The sequence below is a fragment of the Chromobacterium sp. IIBBL 290-4 genome (assembly GCF_024207115.1).
In the GTDB taxonomy this organism is placed as follows: Bacteria; Pseudomonadota; Gammaproteobacteria; order Burkholderiales; family Chromobacteriaceae; genus Chromobacterium.
Genome location: NZ_CP100128.1, coordinates 3,477,381 through 3,497,080 on the forward strand (window position 1 = coordinate 3,477,381; position 19,700 = coordinate 3,497,080).

Sequence of the window (19,700 nt, forward strand, 5' to 3'; positions counted from 1 at the left end):
ATCTGATGATGAAGTTGATCGGGCGCATGCAGCGCAGCCGAAAGTTGACGCTGGCCATTCTCGTCGTCTCCACCGCCTTGTTCATGGCGCTGTCGGCCCTGTGGCAGGGCGGCGCAGTGGGGAATGTGGCGCTGAAACTGTTGTGTCCGGTGTTGCTGGTGGTCGCTTTGGCCGGGCAGTTGAGCGCTTTATGCATTCTCTTGCAAAAACCACGAAAATAAAACGGCTTTTAAAAACAGCGGCTTAAAGTTGCGTATCCGCGTCACTTGGACTTGACGATGCCATCCGGGCCGCGCATAATCGCGCCGGAATTTAATATAAACAGGCTCCCCAGTCGGGCGAGCCTGTCGCTTTTTGCAATTGCGGAGTGTCTGCATCATGGAGCACCAGGTATTCCTGCGTCAGCTGGAAACCCATACGCTGCCTGCATCGGAGTTCAACCATCAAGCCCACTTGTACGCGGCCTGGGGCTATCGCCGAGAGTACCCGGCGCCGGAGGCGGCGGCGCGTTGCGCTCACGCTTTGTCCCGATTCGCCATGGCGCATGGCGTGGCGACCAAGTACAACCACACGCTGACGATGGCCTTGCTGGCCATCGCCTATAGCCGGGTGGAGTCCAATCCTGCTTTGACGGAAGACTGGCAGGCCTTCCTGACAAGCTGCAACGACCTGGCGCAGGACGCCAAGGCGGTGCTGGAGCAGCACTACTCGTCCGAACGGCTGTCCGCCGACGCGGCCCGCAAGGCCTTCGTCAAGCCGGACCGCATGCCGTTGCCGGTGTCCTGTCTGCTCAACTGATTACCGAGAAGTTTGCACACAATGATCAAAGCCCCCGAACTCTTGCTGCCGGCCGGCACGCTGGAAAAAATGCGCGCCGCCTATGATTTCGGCGCCGACGCCGTCTACGCCGGCCAGCCGCGCTACAGCCTGCGCGCCCGCAACAACGACTTCAAGCTGGAAGAGCTGAATCAGGGCATAGACGAGGCCCACGCGCGCGGCAAGCTGTTCTTTGTCGCCAGCAACATCCTGCCGCACAACAGCAAGATCAAGACCTATATGGCCGACATGGAGCCGGTGATCGAGATGAAGCCGGACGCGCTGATCATGGCCGATCCGGGCTTGATCATGATGGTGCGCGAAAAGTGGCCGGAAGTGCCGGTCCACTTGTCGGTGCAGGCCAACACCGTCAACTATATGGGCGTGAAGTTCTGGCAGAAGCTGGGCGTGTCGCGCATCATCCTGTCGCGCGAGCTGAGCCTGGACGAAATCGCCGAGATCCGCCAGGAATGCCCGGATATCGAGCTGGAAGTGTTCGTGCACGGCGCGCTGTGCATCGCCTATTCCGGCCGCTGCCTGCTGTCCGGCTACTTCAACCATCGTGACCCAAATCAGGGCACTTGCACCAATGCCTGCCGTTGGGACTACAAGGTGCATGACACCCAGGGCGACGACGCCGGCGACGTGCAAGTCATCAACTTCGACTTCAACAAGGCGCTGGAAGAGGCGAATCAGAACTTCTCGTCCTGTGGCAGCCAGCAACGCCATCCGCTGGCCGACAAGACTTATCTGATCGAAGAGGGCAGCCGTCCGGGCGAGCTGATGCCCATCATCGAGGACGAGCACGGCACCTACATCATGAACTCCAAGGACCTGCGCGCCGTGGAGCAAGTGGAAAAGCTGGCCAAGATCGGCGTCGATTCTCTGAAGATCGAAGGCCGCACCAAGAGCCTGTACTACGTGGCCCGCGCCGCCCAGGTTTACCGCAAGGCCATCGACGACGCCGTCGCCGGCCGCCCCTTCGACCTGAGCCTGCTGTCCGATCTGGACGGCTTGGCCAATCGCGGCTACACGCCGGGTTTCCTGGAGCGCCACCAGAGCCAGGACTACCAGAACTACCTCACCGGCCATTCCAAGGCCAAGCAAAGCCACTATGTCGGCGACGTGATCGAGGTGGATGCCGAGGGTTGGGCGCTGGTTGAGGTGAAGAACCGCTTCGGCGTCGGCGACAAGCTGGAAGTGATCCACCCGTCCGGCAACCGCATCATCGAGCTGGCCGAAATGACCCGCAACGGCGAGGCCGTGCAGGTGGCGCCGGGCAATGGCATGCAGGTGCGCATTCCGGGCTTGGCCGGTTACGACAACAAGGCGCTGATTACCCGCCTGCTGTGATCCAAGTTTTTTTCCGATAAAAGGCTGCCGCTGGCAGCCTTTTTGCTTTGCAGCATCGGCATGCGCGAAGACCTGCGCGAAGACCTGTGTTGCGGCCGCCCCACTGGGATGACGGCCTTGCGGAAAATAATGCCAAAAGCTTATCTCGATGTTTGGCGAGGGTTACAGCAGAGGGTGCTGTCATGCCGGATGGCCGATGCGCGGGAAGACAGAGGAAACGCGAATCCTTCGACCTAGCCGGCGATTGCAAGTTTAAGTAATTATGGTTAAAAAGTAGTTACATAAGTCCAGATGTGTTGATTATTTTAAACAATCAATCCATCGGAAAACCATTAGCGCCGCAAATAACAATGACAGGCATCCCGCCTCGCTTCCGTGAACCAGTTCTTTGAAGGTTCCTGCCGAATGGATTTCGACTGGATCCATTCACATTACAAGCTGTAACGCGTAAAAACATGGCGGCTGGCCATCCAGGGTATATGGTGGCATTAGCGGCAGTTTATTCCGGCTTGGCGCTTGCGCTCGGTCGAAGATGTGCAGAAGCGCGGTATTCGGGAAACCCCTGCCCAGGGGCATTGATGGTTGTGCTACTTATGGAAGCCTGTCATGAACAAGAAACTGGTTCGCAAAGTTCTGTGCTCGCTGTTGCTGGCCTTGCCCGCTGTCGGCGCGGGGGCCGCCGACAAGGTGCTCAATGTTTACAATTGGTCGGACTACATCGCCAAAACCACCATCCCCGGCTTTGAAAAGCAGAGCGGCGTGAAGGTGAAGTACGATGTCTACGACAGCGATGACACCTTGCAAGCCAAGATGCTGACCGGCCGCGCCGGCTACGACATCGTGGTGCCGACCTCCAACTTCATGGCCAAGCAGATCGAGGCCGGCATTTACCAGAAGCTGGACAAGTCCAAGCTGCCCAATCTGGCCAATCTGGATAAATCGCTGATGGCCAAGATCGTCGACGCCGATCCCGGCAACGCGCATGGCGTGCCTTGGGCTTACGGCACGGATGGCCTGGGCTACAACTTCACCAAGGTCAAGGCCATACTCGGCAATAACGTTCCGCTCGACAACTGGGACATTCTGTTCGATCCCAAATATGTTTCCAAGTTGAAGGATTGCGGCGTGTCGGTGCTGGATCAGGCCAATGATGTGTTCGCCGTCACCTTGCACCACCTGGGCAAGGACCCCAACAGCAAGAACCCCGCCGATTACCAGGCCGCATTCGAAGCGCTGAAGAAGATCCGGCCCTACATCACCCAGTTCAACTCTTCCGGCTACATCAACGACCTGGCCAATGGCGACATCTGTCTGGCGCTGGGCTGGTCGGGCGACGTCAATATCGCCAAGCACCGCGCCGCCGAAGCCAAGCGCTCCTATCAGCTGGGCTATGTGATTCCCAAGTCCGGCGCGCCGATCTGGTTCGATGTGATGGTGATCCCCAAGGATGCGCCGCATCCGGAAGAGGCGCACAAGTGGATCAACTACATCGAAACCCCGGAAGTGAACGCCGAAATCACCAACGAGGTGTTCTATCCGACGGTGAACGCGGCGGCGCGCAAGTTCGTCAAGCCGGAAATCGCCAGCGATCCGACCATCTACCCGCCGGAGTCGGTCATGAAGACGCTGTTCCTGCTCAAGCCGCTGCCGCCTGACATCATGCGCCTGCAGAACCGCCTGTGGACGCAGCTGAAAACCGGCCGCTAAGCCCACCCTGAGCCGAATGTTTCCATCCGGCTTCGCCTGAATCGCACAACAATAGTCCGCCGCCCGGCTTGGCCGGGACGGCCGGACAGCCGTGGGACATTGTCCGCTCCTTGGGGCGGATGGGGTCGGCGATGGGGAGTCGCCGATGGGACGCAATGTTCGGACGCTTCGCGCGTCGTGGTGCCGCCATGAAACTACCGGTTCTGAAAGGTTTGCCGTCGGGCAGGACGACGGCGATCGCCGTGCCCTTCTTATTCTTGTTTGTTTTCTTTCTGCTGCCTTTCCTGCTGGTGGTCGGCATCAGCTTTTCGCAGCAGCAACTGGGCATTCCGCCCTACACCCCGCTGAGCAAGCTGGAAAACGATGTCTTTTCCATCGCGCTGAATATCGGCCATTACAAGTTCATGCTGCACGACGACTTGTATTTCGCCACCTATATCAGTTCGGTGGAGATGGCCTTTGTTTCCACGGTGTTGTGCCTGGTGATCGGCTACCCGATGGCGTATTACATCGCCCGCGCCGAAGGCACGACGCGCAACACGCTGATGATGATGGTGATGCTGCCGTTCTGGACCTCCTATCTGATCCGGGTTTACGCCTGGATAGGCATTCTGAAGAACGATGGTTTTCTCAACCAGTTCCTGCTGTGGCTGGGCGTGATCAGCAAACCCTTGCATCTGTATCACACCAATTGGGGCGTTTATATCGGCATGGTGTTTTCCTACCTGCCTTTCATGATCATGCCCTTGTACGCCCACTTGGTGAAAATGGACCTGACGCTGCTGGAGGCGGCCTATGACCTGGGCGCCAAACCGTGGCGCGCGTTCTGGCAGGTGACCTTGCCCTTGTCCAAGAACGGCATCATCGCCGGCAGCCTGCTGGTGTTCATCCCCGCGGTGGGGGAGTACGTGATACCGGAGTTATTGGGCGGTTCGGACACGCTGATGATAGGCCGGGTGATGTGGGATGAATTCTTCAACAATATGGACTGGCCGATGGCCGCCACCGTGACTTGCTGCATGGTGCTGCTGCTGCTGGTGCCCATGGCCTTGTTCCAGCACTACCAGGTGAAGACGATGGAGGAATCGCGATGATCAAGCCGAGCAAACCGCTGGCCTTCCTGGTATTGGGATTCGGCTATGCCTTCCTGTATCTGCCCATCGTGCTGTTGGTGCTGTATTCCTTCAACGAGTCCAAGCTGGTGACGGTGTGGTCGGGTTTTTCCACCAAATGGTATGCGGCGCTGCTGGAGGATGACGAGCTGATCACCGCCGCCTGGCTCAGCCTGAAGATCGCGCTGATGACCGCCACGGCGTCGGTGGTGATCGGCACCTGGGCCGGTTTCGTGCTGGGGCGCTTCGGCCGTTTCCGCCTGTTCACCTTGTTTACCGGCATGGTCAATGCGCCCTTGGTGATCCCCGAAGTGATCCAGGGCATCTCCCTATTGCTGTTGTTCGTGGCGATGGAGCAGAGCTTTGGCTGGCCGGAGGGGAGGGGCGTGTTCACCATCTGGATCGGCCACGTGATGCTGTGCGTCTCCTACGTCACCATCGTGGTGCAATCTCGAGTGCGCGAACTGAATCTGTCGCTGGAGGAGGCTGCGATGGATCTGGGCGCGCGGCCCTTGAAGGTGTTCTTTGTCATCACCCTGCCTTTGATTTCGCAGGCCTTGGTGTCGGGCTGGCTGCTGTCCTTCACCTTGTCGCTGGATGACCTGGTATTGACGGCCTTTCTGTCCGGCCCCGGCTCCACCACCTTGCCGATGGTGATTTTCTCGCGGGTGCGGCTGGGTTTGAATCCGGAGATGAACGCGCTGGCCACGCTGTTCATCGTATTGGTGACGGTGGGCGTGGTGGCGGCCAATCTTTACATGGGAGCGCGCACCCGCAAGCGCGAAAAGGAAATGCGTCTGGCTTTCGCCAATGGCTGAGCCGGGGCTTCGCAGTGCGGCACAAGGAGAATCTTACGATGAAGAAAGTTCTGATCAGTGCGTTGATCGCTGCGCTGCCCGGCGCGGCCTGGGCAGACGCCAAGGCGGACGAAATCGCCCGGCTCAAGGCGCAATTGCAGCAATTGCAGCAACAGGTGCAGCAATTGCAAAAGGCGATGGAGGCGGTCTCCGCCTCCGAAACCGCCAAGACTGCGGCGACTGCCGCCGAGGAGGAATCCAAGGCGGACTTGAAGGAGCGGGTAGCTGGGATGGAACTGAAGGTGGACCGGCTCAATACTGCCGCGAATGAGGGGCCTATCGCGGGTTTGAGCATTACCGGCTATCTGGACCCTACTTATATCTATAACCGCGGCATGAACAGTTCGGGTTTTCAGTTTCTGAACCATCAGAACGTCTATGCCTACAGCAACAGCACTTTCGGCGACGTGTATCTGGACATCAAGAAAACCTTTGGCGTTGGCCCGACCGCGCCCAGCGCCGAAATCACCATCATGCCCAACCGCGGCTCCGGCAATACGCTGCTGGATGGCGGGGCTGGCAACAATATCATCAATACGGCGGTGATCAATTTCCCGCTGTCCGATACCTGGAGCGTGAACGCGGGCTTGCAGAACAGCTTTGGCGGCTATGAGGTGCAGCAATCCAACCAGATGCTGACGCTGACCCACGGCTTGCTGTATGACTTCAGCGATCCAGGCAGCTATGTCGGCGCCGGCTTCGCCTGGAGCCACGATGTCTGGTCCTGGAAGTTCATGCTGGCGAACGAGCAATATCGCACGCATGCCAATATCGCAAGCAACAGCAATAACCAGACCACGGGCTTGCCGGTGTCCAAGAGCAACAACACGCCAAGCATTACCGCGCGGGTGGATTACAACTGGAGCAGCGCGCTGGATTTGGGCTGGTCTTTCAATGCCGGCAAGCAGACTTTGTTGACAAGCGCTGCGCAGAATCCACAGGTTCCGCCGGCTAATGGATGTCAGGCCGGCAATGTCGGTTATGGCTATCAGTGCACCTCGGCCAACCCGTACTCCAATTATTTCTTTACCGAAGCCGATGCCAGCTACACCTTGGGCGACATCCAGTACAACGCCGAAGTGGATTATGGCCAGCAGCAAAACGCAGCCTGGAGCGGCGGCTCTGCGGAATGGTATGGCTTGTCCTTGCTGGGACATCGCAAGTGGATGACGGAGAGCTTGGGCAAAATGGGCGCCACCGTTCGTTACGACTACCTGAACAATAGCAAGAATGGCGGCGGCGGCGGCGGCGTGGCCTTGAACGGCAATGGCTTCGATGGCGTCAACGCTTTCGGCATCTCTCAGGACTGCGTGGCTGCCGGCTCCAGCGATTGCAAAGGCGCCAACCGCCAGGCTTTGACCTTCGACTGGCTGTTGTTCCCGACCGACCAGCTGACGCTGAAGTTTGAATACCGCCATGACTGGGCTAGCCAGAATGTGTTCCTGCGCAACGATGGCAGCTATCGCAAGAGCAACGACTTGATCGGCGCGCAAGCGGTTTATACCTTCTGATCCGATGCGCGGCCTTATGCGGCGGCGGGCGAGTCCCGCCGCTTTTTAATTGGATGTTGTTGCGGCACAATGCCCTCATCATTTTCGAGGCGCTTCTTCACTCATGTTGCTTGATCTATTGCGTTGGCCGCTGCCAAGTTATCGCCCTGACTCCTCTCAAGACCACCATGGTCCAGACGGTTATCGGAATCTCTATCCTTTCAAACAGCCGCGTTTCGTCGATCTGGCGCGTTGGAATTGGCAGCGAAGACGGCTGCGGGTGGAGCACCGCCTGCAGGATATCCGCCGCGCCCAGCCCGATGTCGCCGCCTTGGAGGCCAATCGCAGCCGGCCATCCTATACCTGGATTGGCCACGCGAGCGGGCTGATCCAGCTTGCCGGTATGAATTTGCTATTGGATCCAGTGTGGTCGCAGCGAGCCTCTCCGCTGCAATGGATGGGGCCGAAGCGCTTGACGCCGCCGGCCATGCGTTTGGATGATTTGCCGCGCATCGACGCGGTGATGGTGACGCACAACCATTACGACCATCTGGATTTCCACACCTTGCGCCGCTTGGCGGCGCAGCCGGGTGGCTCACCGATGTTCTTCGCGCCGCTGGGCGTGGGAAGAACCTTGCGGCGGGCGGGCGCGCCGGCGGAACGCATCGTTGAGCTGGACTGGTGGCAGCGCCATAGGCTGGGCGATCTGGAAGTGACGCTGACGCCGGCCCAGCATTGGAGCAAGCGCTGGGCCTGGGGCGACCGCAACCGCGTCTTATGGGGCGGGTTTGCCGTAAAGGGCGATGGCGTGCAGCTTTGGTATCCGGGCGATACCGGTTATCATCCAGAGCTTTTCGCGCGCATCGCCGAACATTTGGGCGAAGTCAGCCTGGCGCTGTTGCCCATAGGCGCGTATCAGCCGCGCTGGTTCCTGTCCCCGCAGCATATCGATCCGAACGAGGCGGTGGAGATTTTCCGCATTCTGCGGCCCAAGCGAGCCCTGGCGGTGCATTGGGGCACGTTTGTCCTGACTGACGAACCGCTGCATCAGCCGCCCTTGGACTTGGCGGATGCGCTGCGCCGTAAGGGCATCGATGCCGCCGATTTCAGCGTGCCAGCCCTGGGTGAAACGGTCTGGCTGGATGAGCCAGGCCATCCGATAAAAGCCGTACCGGATCAAATGCCAGGCAAATGAGCAGCCTGCCGCGTGGATCAAGCATTGCCCCATGCGGGCTAGACGCATACAATCAAACACAACAATTTTTCAGAAGCGAAGACACGTTTTCGTTTTCGCGGCATTTCGTGGGGCTATCAATGACGATTCATCAACTGATCAATGAACGGGTACAGGCGGCGCTGGCGGCAGCTGGCGCGCCTGACGCGCCTGCCGTGGTCCAGCCGGCTTCCAAGCCGGAATTCGGCGACTACCAGGCCAACGGTGTAATGGGCGCCGCCAAAGCGCTGAAAACCAATCCGCGCGCGCTGGCCGAAAAAGTCATCGCCGCGCTGGATCTTGCCGGCATCGCCGACAAGGTGGAAATCGCCGGTCCGGGTTTCATCAATATTCATCTAGCCCCTGAATATCTGGCCCGACGAAGCGAAGCCGCCCTGAAAGACGACAAGCTGGGCATCGCGCCTGTCCAAGCGCAGCGCGTGATGGTGGAGTATTCCTCGCCCAATCTGGCCAAGGAAATGCACGTCGGCCATCTGCGTTCGTCCATCATCGGCGACGCGCTGGCGCGGGTGATGGAATACGTCGGCCACGACGTGGTCCGCGCCAACCACGTCGGCGACTGGGGCACCCAGTTCGGCATGCTGGTGGCCTATCTGGTGGAAACCAGCCACGCCGGCGACGCCGATCTGCAGCTGTCCGATCTGGAAACCTTCTATCGCAACGCCAAGGTCCGCTTCGACGAAAGCGAAGACTTCGCCAACACCGCGCGCGATTACGTGGTGAAGCTGCAAGGCGGCGACCAGGAAGTGCTGAAGCTGTGGCGCCAGTTCGTCGACGTGTCGTTGAAGCATTGCGAAGAAGTGTACGAGACGCTGAACGTCGGCCTGAAGCGCGAGCACGTGCGCGGCGAATCGTCTTACAACGATGACCTGCCGGTGATCGTCAACGAACTGCGCGCGGCCGGCCTGCTCACCGAGAGTGACGGCGCCCAAGTGGTGTTCCTGGAAGAATTCCGCACCCAAGAAGACAAGCCGATGGGCGTGATCGTCCAGAAGAAGGACGGCGGCTTCATCTACACCACCACCGACATCGGCGCGGTGCGCTACCGCCACCGCGAGCTGAAGCTGGACCGCGTGATCTACGTGGTGGACGCGCGCCAGAGCCAGCACTTCGCCCAGATGTTCACCATCTGCCGCAAGGCCGGCTTCGCGCCGGAAGCGATGAAGCTGGAGCACGTCGGTTTCGGCGTGATGATGGGCGACGACGGCAAGCCGTTCAAGACCCGTTCCGGCGGCACGGTCAAGCTGATCGAGCTGCTGCACGAGGCGCAAGAGCGCGCTTACGCGCTGGTGTCGGAAAAGAACCCGGATCTGGCCGAAGAGCAGAAGCGTGAAATCGCCAACGCGGTCGGCATCGGCGCGGTGAAGTACGCCGACCTGTCCAAGAACCGGATGAGCGACTACATCTTCAACTGGGACACCATGCTGGCCTTCGAAGGCAACACCGCTCCGTATCTGCAGTACGCGTACACCCGCGTGCAGAGCGTGTTCCGCAAGGCCGAGGACTACGACGCCAACGCCAAGATCGTCATCACCGAGCCGGCCGAGAAGCAACTGGCCGCCGCGCTGGCGCAGTTCGAAGATACGCTGAACGCCGTGGTGGAAGGCTGCTACCCGCACTATCTGTCGCAATACCTGTACCAGATCGCCACGTTGTTCTCGCGCTTCTACGAAGCCTGCCCTATCCTCAAGAGCGAGGGCGAAGTCCGCGCCAGCCGTCTGCAACTGGCCGCGCTGACCGCCAAGACGCTGCGTGCCGGCCTGGACCTGCTGGGCATCAAGGTGCTGGAGTCGATGTAAGCGCCGAGGCCATGGCCATCGCAAGAAACCCCGCCGGATTCGGCGGGGTTTTTTTATCGATGGATGGAAATGACGAATACGGGCCGGCATTGGCTGAACGGACCGGCCTGGCCGCTGTCCATGGTTGGCGGCTTAGTGCATTCGCTCTTCCCCGTGAATAACAAAAATCCATTCTCCTGACAATAAATAGGAATGCCATCCTGATGAATGTCTCGCTATCCGTCTTTGCGCGCCGCGCCGGCGTCGCGCTTTGCCTGTTGTTTTCTACTCTCTCGCAGGCGGGGCTGGCCCTGGAGCCAGGCGATCCGCAAACTGTGCAGCAGTATCTGCGGCAGGCCAAAGCCAGCCAGCAAGCGGCCAATTTGCTCGGCGAAAGCGAGGAAGACGGCGTAAAGGTGCTCAGCTATGGCTTCGTGTCGCAGCGCTGGCCTGGCCAGGGCAGCACGCTGAGCAGCGATGCGCCGCAGTGGGAGCATGAATTGAAGCTGGCGCTGCCGTCGGGCCGCAAGCCGGGTTCGCCGGTATTGCTCTATATCAGCGGCGGCATCAACCATGCCGAGAAGGGGCCGCAGCCGCCGCGGGACGCGCTGCCGCTGGCGGAGTTGGCCCGCGGACTGGGCATCGCGGTGGCGGAACTGTATTACACGCCCAACCAGAATCTGCAGCTGGACGGGCGGGCCGCCGGCCGCGAGGATGCGCTGGTCGCCTATAGCTGGCGCAAGAGCGTGGACCAGCCGGAGGCCGACCGCTTCAGCTCGCTGCACCTGCCGATGACCCAGGCCACCGTGGCTGCGATGGATGTGATCCAGGCCGGCCTGCCGGATGCGCGCGCCTTCGTGTTGTCAGGCAGCTCCAAACGCGGCTGGACCAGCTGGCTGGCGGGGCTGAACGACCAGCGGGTGCAGGCCATCGTGCCGGTGGTCGCGGATTTCTGGAACGTGCGCGCCAACTTCGCCCACGTGTACAACAGCTACGGCAAGCAATGGCCGCTGGCGCTGCGCGATTACGCCAAGAACCGCCTCACCGACGATGTGCTCAAGGGGGGCCCAGGCCTCGATGCCTTGCTGCGTTTTGAAGATGTGGTCAACTATCCGGATAGCATGTCGCGCTTGCAAAAGTATATGGTTTCGGCTGCCGGCGACGATTTCGCGGTGCCGGATTCCGGCTGGAGTTATTTGCCGGCGATGAAGGGCCCGATGCAACTGCGTTATCTGCCCAATCAGTCGCATTATGTGGGCCGCGCGCAAGTGAGCGAGGCGCTGCGCCAGTTCATGGGGCGTTGGCTGGCGGGCAAGCCTTTGCCAGAGGCCAGCGTGCAAGGGGATGAGGGCAACGGCCGGATCAGCGTCAGCACCCGGGAGCCGGTGGTCCGCGCCAAGCTGTGGCTGGCGCGCAATCCGGATAGCCGCGATTTCCGCTTCCGTTCCGGCATCCGCTACCAGGAGCAGCCGATCGAGGGTCAGTGCCAGCAGGGCGAGTGCCGCTTCGAATTCACGCCGGACGCGTCGCAGCCGGGCTGGCAGGCTTATTTCATCGAGTTCGAGGGCAAGGACTTCACCTGGACTACGCCGCCATTGATATGGCCCAAGCGTTACCCGGACGGCTCAAGCGTGCCTTTCGGCGCGCCTCGCTTGCAACTGGGTGGCTAAGACCGCATCAGGCAAGCCGCAGCAAGCATTCTCGGATTTGGGCGTGATCGCTTGCCGCTTCCTCCCAGTCCGCGCGGCGGTAATGGCCTTTGTCCAGCAGGTCGGCGCCGAAATAGTCGCAGCCCAGCAGTCGGATGGATGCCGGCAATGCAGGCTGCGCCTCTTCTAGCAGCGCCGATTCCCTATCCAGCGCTAGCGCAGGCAATTCCATCCAGGCGCCTTCGTCTATCCAGCCCATCTTGCCCAAGCCGGCGATCAAGCGCAGCCGTTTGGGCTGCAGGCGGAAGAACATGAAATCCAGCGCCAGCCATTCCTCGGCTTCCGGGATATAACGCAGCAAGCGTTCTCGCAGCGAGGCCGAGGCATCAAAGCGTTCGACCTCGCCTAGAATCGTCATCCGCTCGGCTGATTGGGCTGCCTCGTCTCCTGGCGCGAGAAAAGACAAGCTGATGTGCGGATCGGCCTGCAGATTCTTGCTGTGCTCGGCCAGGGCGCTGGCCACGAAAATCGGGCGCTGGCGCTCGTCGCAGATATATTGAATGGCGCTGGCGTAAGGATAGCCGGGATATTGCTGCGACTGCGTGGCGAGGGTGGCGTGTCGGCATTGATGTAGCAGGCGGATGGCGAGGTCGGGTTTCATGGCGTCATTTATAAAATGATCAATGCCGCTATTCTAGGCGCTGACCATTGCAAAGCAAACGCCCCGCATCGGCGGGGCGCGTCGGTTTGGGCCGCGTGACGGCTTTAGAAGCCCGCAGTTTTGGCGACGAAGGCGTTGAGATTGGCCACGTTCAGGCTGCCCCAGCCAGTGGTGTAGTCCCAGCCGGAGGCGGCCTTGAAGGCGCCGTTGTTGCCGCTGCTGACATCGTGGTACAGCGAGGCGTTCGCCTTGAAGTACTTGTAGATGGCGGGATTGGGTGAAACCAGCTTGTTGGCGTTGGCCGATTGGATGCGGCTCCAGAAGCCGGTAAACAAGGGAGCGGCCAGGCTGGTGCCGCCCACTTGATAAGTGCTGCCTTGCACCAGCACCAGCTCGCCGCTGTTCGGGTCGGCATCGAAGGCGATATCCGGCACGCCGCGTTTGGTTTTAGAGGTGGTCAGCACGCCGGCGCTTGTTTGCCAGGAGGGAGCCGCCTCGGTGTAGCTCGGCCCGCCGCCGCCGCCGCTCCAGGTTTTCTCGCTGCTGTAGACAGTGGTGCCGCTGGTGGTGAGCGTGGTGCCGCCCACGGCTACGACATAAGGCGAAACCGCCGGATAACTTTGATAAGCGGTGCCGCCGCCGCACTCATAAGAGCCCGAGTCGCCGCTGGAGACCGAAAAGGTCTGGCCGTGGGCGATGGCGGCTTGCAGCATCTGGTCCACGCTGGCTGTCATGCCCGAATACTGCGCGCTCAGTTCGCACTCGCCGAGCGAAACATTGATCACCTTGGCGCTGTTGGCCGAAACGGCCGCGTTGATGGCGGCGGCGATATCGCTATTGTTCATCGAGGGCGCGACGTAAAACTGCAGTTGTTTGAGCGCGCCGCCGCTGGCCGCCAGAATGGTCTGGCTGTCCAGATTCCACTCGACGATGCCCGAAGTGTCCGAGGTCGGCGTGCCGGCGTTGACGATGGCGACGCTGGGCGCGGCGAAGCCGGCGCTCTTGGCGAAACTGTTCAGATCCGCCACCGTCTGGTTCAGGCTGCCTTCGGCGATGATGCCGGCCACGCTGTTCTTGGCGGCCGCCAGGCTGGAGGCGTTATAGATGGCTGGGAAATCGGTGGGCTTGTGCGCGACGATGCCGGTGGTGGCTTTGGCCACGGCTTGTGCGTGGAAGGCGGCATGGAATTGGTGCGCGGTCTGCAAACCATGCACCGCCAGCACAATGCCGGCAAGGCTGGAGGGCACCTGGGCATTCGATACATTGGCATAGGCCAGCCGCCCATTGACGTTGTAGCGGCGCAGTTTGGTCTGGAAGGCGCTGTTGACGGTGGCTGCGCTGCCGTCCGCGGTCACCATCATATTATTGGGCGAGACGACGATATTGCGGAAACCGTTCTGTTGCAGATGGCTGACCACTTGTTGGACTTGCGCTGCAGTGGGCGCGTATTGCGCCATGAACTGCGCGTCGGTGATCGGCTGGCTCAATCCCGCTTGAATGCCGTCGGTGAGGCTATCTAGTTGAGGCTTGTTGCGCAGGGCCAGGCTGATGGCTACATGAACCAGCTCGCCGCCAGCTAGCTCGCCGTTATCCAACGCTCCGGAGATCAATTGCTGGACCGGATGCGCCAGGGTATTGGTGGGCGTCCAGTTGCCTGCGGCGTGCGCGTGAAGGCCAATCGCGCTGCCGATCAGCAGCAGAATGGGTGAATATTTTGCCTGCATGCCATCTCTCCCTGTGGAAACCTCGCTCCGTCCTTTGAGAATAGACCGGACGGTACGTGTTACTACTGGATACTGGCTGGGTTTTGCTTTGTAAAGTAATTACTCTTAAATTACCCGGTTTATTTGTAAATGTTTACTCAAAATTCTTCCGGCATGATGGCGATGTCGCTTGCAGACGACAGCCAAGATAAAAAAGCCCCGGCGATCGCCGGGGCTTTTCACACCGAGGACCTGGATCAGAAACCGGAGTGGCTGCCGATGAAGGTGTTCAGGTTGGCGACGTTCAAGCTGCCCCAGCCGGTAGCGTAATCCCAGCTGGCGGTGGCTTTGTAGCTGCCGTTATTGCCGCTGGTCACGTCGTGGTACAGCGACGGGTTGGCCTTGAAGTACTGATAGATGGCCGGGTTCGGCGATACCAGGCTATTGCCGTGCGCGGACTGGATACGCGCCCAGAAGCCGGTGAACAGCGGAGCGGCCAAGCTGGTGCCGCCGATTTGCTGCTGAGCGCCTTGAACGATAACCAGGGCGCCGCTGTTCGGGTCGGCGTCGAAGGACACGTCCGGCACGCCGCGCTTGGTCTTGGAAGTGGTCAGCACGCCGGCCTTGGTTTGCCAAGACGGAGCAGCCTCGATGACGCTCGGGCCGCCGCCGGTGCCGTTCCACACGCTTTCCGACGAGTACTTGGTGGTGCCGCTGGTACTCAACGTGGTGCCGCCGATGGCGATCACGTAGGGCGAAGTCGCCGGGTAGCTCTGGCCTGAGGTGCTGCCGCACTCGGCGGAGCCGGAGTCGCCAGTGGAGATGGAGAAGGTTTGGCCTTGCGCGACGGCAGTCTGGAATATCTGGTCGTCGGAAGCGATGGTGCCATCGCTTTGCGCATCGCGCTCGCACTCGCCCAGCGAGACGTTGATCACCTTGGCCGAACCGTCGCTGACTGCCGAATTGTAGGCGGCGGTGATGTCGGCGTTGGTCATCGAGGTGGCGACATAGAAGTTCAGCTGTTGCAATGCGCCGCCTGCGGCAGCCAGGATGTCCTGGCTATCCAGGTTCCATTCGCCGATGCCGTCGGTGTCGGACGAAGCGTCGCCCGCATTGATCACATTGGTTTGCACGTAGCTGTAGCCGGCCGCATCTTCGAACTGCTGCAGGTCTTGCAGCGTCTGGGTCAGATCGCCCTCGGAAATGATGCCGACGGTGGTGTTGCTGGCCGGGGGCAGGCTGCTGGCGTTATAGATCAGCGGGAAGTCAGTCGGGTTGTGTCCCACCGCGCTATTGGTCTTGGCCGAGGCCAAGGTCTTCAAGCCGCTCTTTTGCAGAGTGGTGTGGAAGGTATGCACGGTTTGCAGGCCATGGACGGCCAACACAATGTCGCCCAGCGATTGCGGCACTTGAGCGGCGCTGGCGTTGGCGATGGCTGCGCGACCGCTTACGTTGACATGGCGCAGCGAAGTATTGAACGCAGTCTTGGCGGTGGCGGCGCTGCCGTCGGCGCTAATCAGCAAGCGGTTGGGCGCGACCTTGATATTGCGGAAGCCGGCCTTTTGCAGGTGGGCGACAACCTTTTGCACTTGCGCTTCGGTCGGCGCGAACTGGGCGACGAACTCGGCCGGGGTCAAGGTCTTGTGGCTGGTGCCGGCCAGCAGGCTGTTGGTGAGGGCGTCCAGCTTGTTCTTGTTGCGTACTTTCAGCGTCACGGCTACATGCACGGATTGACCGGCGGCAACTTGAGCGCTGGCGCTGTTGGAGCTGGCGAAGGCGCTGACCAGCGGGTGCGCTTGAGTGGCGGTGTTTACCCACGGCTCAGCGGCATGGGCGGCCAGACCGAACAGGCTGGCGATGGTCAATGCGATAGCGTGCTGTTTAACGAACATCCTGATTTCTCCTCTTGCAGATGTAGAGTCGAGTCGAGCCTATGCTCTTCTCATTAAATGTCTGGTCCTGATCATTCTGTTAGAGACTGTTTGTGATCATGTGTGCCAGTTTGCCGCCTGTCGCAAGATGTGCCGTTTTGCGCATTTGGTGGTTAATGGATAATTGAAATGAATTTAAAATGCCAAGTGAATTAACATAAATTCACATCTGATGACTCATGTAAATGAATTGGAAACAAAGTTGCTTGTTTTAGGTCAAGGAATCTTATTTAAAGATAGGGTTTGGGAAGCGATCAGGATGGCTGCGCAGGATATTACTTAGCGGCACTTATGAGGGAAATTCATATTTTTTTTGAGCAAAATTCATGCATGCGCACGACCCAGGTGGATTGGAAGTGAAGTGTTTATGCAACAGCCTCTCTGTTTTGTATGCATAAATACAACAGGCTGGTAGTCGGAAATGCATGGATGCAAAGAACTCTATGGGTAGGGTGGTAAATACTGCAGAAGGGTTAATGCAATCTTGATTTGTTAAGTTAATGAATTGTAAAGGTAAAAAAACTCATGGGCTGTCGGTTTACTTGGGATGTGAGTGATTTCTATACATGTTTTTACATGTGATTTGGTAAATGAGCATTGACGGTACTCATTACAAACTTTCACACTCAGAGAGCCACTTGCCACAAGACGTCTGCATGAGTTCCTCTGCAAAAAGACTCGGAGAGTAAAGAGGCCTTCTACAAAAGGGATTTGGAGAAAATATGAATTACAAGAGAAAGACGCTGGTAGTCGCGTTGTCGCTGATTGGCGGCATGACCTACGCTCAGCTTGCGCATGCAGATGATTCGGACGGCAGCTCGCTGCAACGGGTGGATGTGATTGGTTCACACATCAAGCGTATGAAGGATGAAGGCGCCAATCCGGTGACGTCGGTAAAGGTGGATGACCTGACCAAGCAAGGGTTGACTTCGGTTGAGCAGGTTGTGAACGCGCTGGCGGGCAATCAGAGCAATGTCGGCTCTAGCAATAGCGTTGGCTCCGGCACTGCTGGCGCCGCCTATGCAAACCTGCGCGGCATGGGCCAGCAATATACCTTGGTGCTGCTGGATGGCCGTCGCATCGCCTACCATCCTTTCGATGGCACCGCACCCGACTTGAACTCCATCCCGTTGACCGCGATTGAGCGTGTCGATGTGCTGCGCGGCGGCGCTGCGGCCATTTATGGCTCAGATGCGGTCGGCGGCGTAATCAACTTCGTCACCAAAAAGACGATGGAAGGCCTGAGTGTCGGCGGCGATTTCACCAAGCCGCAGCGCAAGGATGGCAAAGAGCATAGTTTTGATGTGTCTTATGGCTATGGCAACCTGAACAAAGACGGCTTCAATGTCTTCGGGACGGCAACCTATCAGAAGACGGATGCCATTTTCACGCCGGATCGCGATTTCGCCTCTGCCATCACTTATGGCACCCGCGCCAGCGCCAGCTCTTATCCGGGTAACTATCTGATTCGTTTCCCGCATGGCCAGGGCGCTCCCATCAGCGTGGCACCCAGCTCCTATCCCAACTGCCCGGCGCCGACTGTGGCGCAGGTCACTACTAGTGGTCCGCAGTGTTCTACATATACTCAACCCTATTTGAGCATACAGCCAGAAACTGAGCAGGTTTCTGCCTTGGCCAAGGCTACGATGCTGATAGGTGATAATCACCAGTTGTCCGCAACCTATAATATCACCAGAACCAAGACCGACTCTTCGACTGCGCCGGCCCCGACTGGCGGCGAGTTCCTGTTGCCGAATGGCACTCAGAACATTTACACGCCTGGCGCTCAGGGCATCGCGCCCGAGTTCAGAACGATTCCGCTTGGCCCTCGCATCACCGAGTCGGTTACTACGACTCAAAAGTTCCAGTTGAACCTGGAAGGCCAGTTGGCTGGCTGGGATTATCGGACCGGAGCCGGCTATTCCCAGAGCTATGCTGCCGAAGAGCTCAAGAGCGGCTTTGTCAGCATCAATGGCATGGAAAATCTGTACTTGAGCAATCAGATCAGTCTGGTTACAGGCTTGCCGGTAAATAATGGCGTCTTGCAGTCTGCGAGCATCGCCGGCCATCTGGATGATGGCAAGTATACGATGGCTGGCGCCGACTTCAGCTTGAGCAAGGAGGTGTTGCAATTGCCGGCGGGCATGTTGGCGATTGCGGTGGGCGGCGAAGTGCGTCATGACACGCTGGCTCGCAATTTCAACTATCCCGTCAGCACCCAGGCGATTGGTCCTGGCGATGATGGGGCGTTAAATACATCCGGCAATCGTACTGTGTCGGCTTTGTTCGCCGAGGCGGATGTGCCTATCATCAAGGGCCTGGATGGCAAGGCTGCGGTGCGTTATGACCACTACAACGATGTGGGCGATACGATCAACCCGGAACTCTCGCTGCGTTATCAGCTGTCGCCTAAGGTCTTGCTGCGCACTTCCGCCAGCACCGGCTTCCGCGCGCCTTCGCTGTATGACATGTATCAGCCCAATCAGGAGCAATTGACGGCGAATTACTATCCGGATCCTAAGGCATGCCCCAGCATGGCTTGCAAGGGCACGATGCAGGATTATCTGCAAACTGGCGGCAATACCCACCTGAAGCCTGAGAAGACCTCCTCCTTGTCCGTAGGCATGGTGATTGAGCCGATCAAGAACATGACTGCCAGCGCCGACCTCTGGTGGACCATGATCAAGGATCAGATCAATAATATGGGGAACTATGAACAGACTCTGTTCACTCCTCAGTTCTCCAATCTGTGGTTCTACGATGCCAAGGGCAATCTGGTTGGCACTGCCACAACTCAGAATATGGGCAATGTCAGCACGGCGGGTGTGGATGTGGACTTCCGCTGGGATTTGCCGCACACCAACTATGGCAATTTCGGCGTTGAGTTGAGCGGCACCTATTTGAGCAAGAGCATGTGGCAGTCCTACACGGGCAGCGATTATGTAAGCAATCTTGCGCAATATGGTTCGCAAAACCAGCCGGCATTCCGTTGGCAGCACAATCTGACTTTCAACTGGTCTCAAGGCGCATGGAGTGCATTGCTCAGCCAGACGTATAAGTCGGGTTATGTCGATGCGAACGCGGATGCTAATAACAATGAGTATGATGTCAAGCCGTATTCCACTTGGAACCTGTCGGGAACCTACAAGTGGGATAAGCACCTGACCCTGACGGCCGGCGTGCGTAATCTGTTTGATCAACTGCCGCCGTATAGCAACCAGACTTTTACTTTCCAATCCAACTACGATCCGCGCTTTACCGATCAGGTTGGCCGCGCTTACTTCATGAAGTTCAATTACAAGCTGTAAACGCGCAAGTCCACCCGGCGGGTGGCTATCGTGGTCAGTTTGAGCAGCCCTGTCAGGCTTATGCCTGCGGGGCTGTTTTCTATTGGCGCAGGGGGCTACGT

General features: G+C 59.0%; 14 protein-coding genes. 11 read left to right on the forward strand and 3 right to left on the reverse strand.

Going from position 1 to position 19,700, the window contains the following annotated elements; all coding sequences use genetic code 11:
* Positions 1-5: 5 nt before the first annotated feature.
* From NKT35_RS16250 to NKT35_RS16295, 10 genes are all read left to right on the forward strand, one after another.
* Positions 6-221: a hypothetical protein gene (locus tag NKT35_RS16250; RefSeq protein ID WP_254294881.1), complete on the forward strand. Its 216-nt coding sequence runs from the start codon at positions 6-8 to the stop codon at positions 219-221.
* Between the two features lie 157 nt (positions 222-378).
* Positions 379-798 (forward strand): hypothetical protein, encoded by a 420-nt coding sequence (locus tag NKT35_RS16255; RefSeq protein ID WP_254294883.1) that lies wholly within the window; start codon positions 379-381, stop codon positions 796-798.
* A gap of 24 nt (positions 799-822) precedes the next feature.
* On the forward strand, positions 823-2,169 hold the full coding sequence (gene trhP, locus NKT35_RS16260) for a prephenate-dependent tRNA uridine(34) hydroxylase TrhP (protein ID WP_254301405.1): 1,347 nt from the start codon (positions 823-825) through the stop codon (positions 2,167-2,169).
* A 606-nt stretch (positions 2,170-2,775) separates the two neighbouring features.
* Entirely contained in the window at positions 2,776-3,876 is a 1,101-nt protein-coding gene (locus NKT35_RS16265; protein ID WP_254294885.1) for a polyamine ABC transporter substrate-binding protein, read from the forward strand.
* 188 nt (positions 3,877-4,064) lie between these two features.
* Positions 4,065-4,970: an ABC transporter permease subunit gene (locus tag NKT35_RS16270; protein WP_254294887.1), complete on the forward strand. Its 906-nt coding sequence runs from the start codon at positions 4,065-4,067 to the stop codon at positions 4,968-4,970.
* Complete coding sequence (locus NKT35_RS16275; protein ID WP_254294889.1) at positions 4,967-5,806, forward strand: ABC transporter permease subunit; 840 nt, start codon at positions 4,967-4,969, stop codon at positions 5,804-5,806. Before NKT35_RS16270 ends, NKT35_RS16275 begins: the two co-directional genes overlap by 4 nt.
* Positions 5,807-5,844: 38 nt before the next feature.
* A complete protein-coding gene (locus NKT35_RS16280; RefSeq protein WP_254294891.1) occupies positions 5,845-7,356 on the forward strand; it encodes a DUF3138 family protein in 1,512 nt (503 codons plus the stop codon).
* 103 nt (positions 7,357-7,459) lie between these two features.
* A complete protein-coding gene (locus NKT35_RS16285; RefSeq protein WP_254294893.1) occupies positions 7,460-8,530 on the forward strand; it encodes an MBL fold metallo-hydrolase in 1,071 nt (356 codons plus the stop codon).
* A gap of 119 nt (positions 8,531-8,649) precedes the next feature.
* Positions 8,650-10,368, forward strand: a complete 1,719-nt coding sequence (gene argS / locus NKT35_RS16290; protein WP_254294895.1) for an arginine--tRNA ligase — start codon at positions 8,650-8,652, stop codon at positions 10,366-10,368.
* 203 nt (positions 10,369-10,571) lie between these two features.
* Positions 10,572-12,017 carry a PhoPQ-activated protein PqaA family protein gene (locus NKT35_RS16295; RefSeq protein ID WP_254294897.1) on the forward strand — a complete coding sequence of 482 codons (1,446 nt, stop codon included), beginning with the start codon at positions 10,572-10,574 and terminating at the stop codon, positions 12,015-12,017.
* Positions 12,018-12,024: 7 nt separating this feature from the next.
* Here NKT35_RS16295 and NKT35_RS16300 read toward each other — a convergent pair whose 3' ends face one another.
* The 3 genes from NKT35_RS16300 to NKT35_RS16310 all read right to left on the reverse strand — a co-directional run bounded on the left by NKT35_RS16300 (position 12,025) and on the right by NKT35_RS16310 (position 16,252).
* Positions 12,025-12,657 carry a HugZ family pyridoxamine 5'-phosphate oxidase gene (locus NKT35_RS16300; protein WP_254294899.1) on the reverse strand — a complete coding sequence of 211 codons (633 nt, stop codon included), beginning with the start codon at positions 12,655-12,657 and terminating at the stop codon, positions 12,025-12,027.
* A 104-nt stretch (positions 12,658-12,761) separates the two neighbouring features.
* A complete protein-coding gene (locus NKT35_RS16305) occupies positions 12,762-14,381 on the reverse strand; it encodes a S53 family peptidase (RefSeq protein WP_254294901.1) in 1,620 nt (539 codons plus the stop codon).
* Between the two features lie 236 nt (positions 14,382-14,617).
* Positions 14,618-16,252, reverse strand: coding sequence for a S53 family peptidase (locus tag NKT35_RS16310; RefSeq protein WP_254294902.1), 1,635 nt, complete (start codon positions 16,250-16,252; stop codon positions 14,618-14,620).
* Positions 16,253-17,013: 761 nt separating this feature from the next.
* Between NKT35_RS16310 and NKT35_RS16315 the strand changes: the two genes are divergently transcribed.
* Positions 17,014-19,599 carry a TonB-dependent receptor gene (locus tag NKT35_RS16315; RefSeq protein WP_254294904.1) on the forward strand — a complete coding sequence of 862 codons (2,586 nt, stop codon included), beginning with the start codon at positions 17,014-17,016 and terminating at the stop codon, positions 19,597-19,599.
* Positions 19,600-19,700: the final 101 nt, after the last annotated feature.

Excerpts from the sequence above, each read along its gene's own strand:
- NKT35_RS16285 (WP_254294893.1), top strand. The coding sequence starts at position 7,460 with ATGTTGCTTGATCTATTGCGTTGGCCGCTGCCAAGTTATCGCCCTGAC.
- NKT35_RS16255 (WP_254294883.1), top strand. The coding sequence starts at position 379 with ATGGAGCACCAGGTATTCCTGCGTCAGCTGGAAACCCATACGCTGCCT.
- NKT35_RS16305 (WP_254294901.1), bottom strand. The coding sequence starts at position 14,381 with ATGCAGGCAAAATATTCACCCATTCTGCTGCTGATCGGCAGCGCGATT.
- NKT35_RS16300 (WP_254294899.1), bottom strand. The coding sequence starts at position 12,657 with ATGAAACCCGACCTCGCCATCCGCCTGCTACATCAATGCCGACACGCC.
- NKT35_RS16250 (WP_254294881.1), top strand. The coding sequence starts at position 6 with ATGATGAAGTTGATCGGGCGCATGCAGCGCAGCCGAAAGTTGACGCTG.
- NKT35_RS16310 (WP_254294902.1), bottom strand. The coding sequence starts at position 16,252 with ATGTTCGTTAAACAGCACGCTATCGCATTGACCATCGCCAGCCTGTTC.
- NKT35_RS16315 (WP_254294904.1), top strand. The coding sequence starts at position 17,014 with ATGAATTACAAGAGAAAGACGCTGGTAGTCGCGTTGTCGCTGATTGGC.
- NKT35_RS16280 (WP_254294891.1), top strand. The coding sequence starts at position 5,845 with ATGAAGAAAGTTCTGATCAGTGCGTTGATCGCTGCGCTGCCCGGCGCG.
- NKT35_RS16275 (WP_254294889.1), top strand. The coding sequence starts at position 4,967 with ATGATCAAGCCGAGCAAACCGCTGGCCTTCCTGGTATTGGGATTCGGC.
- NKT35_RS16295 (WP_254294897.1), top strand. The coding sequence starts at position 10,572 with ATGAATGTCTCGCTATCCGTCTTTGCGCGCCGCGCCGGCGTCGCGCTT.
- NKT35_RS16265 (WP_254294885.1), top strand. The coding sequence starts at position 2,776 with ATGAACAAGAAACTGGTTCGCAAAGTTCTGTGCTCGCTGTTGCTGGCC.
- argS (WP_254294895.1), top strand. The coding sequence starts at position 8,650 with ATGACGATTCATCAACTGATCAATGAACGGGTACAGGCGGCGCTGGCG.
- NKT35_RS16270 (WP_254294887.1), top strand. The coding sequence starts at position 4,065 with ATGAAACTACCGGTTCTGAAAGGTTTGCCGTCGGGCAGGACGACGGCG.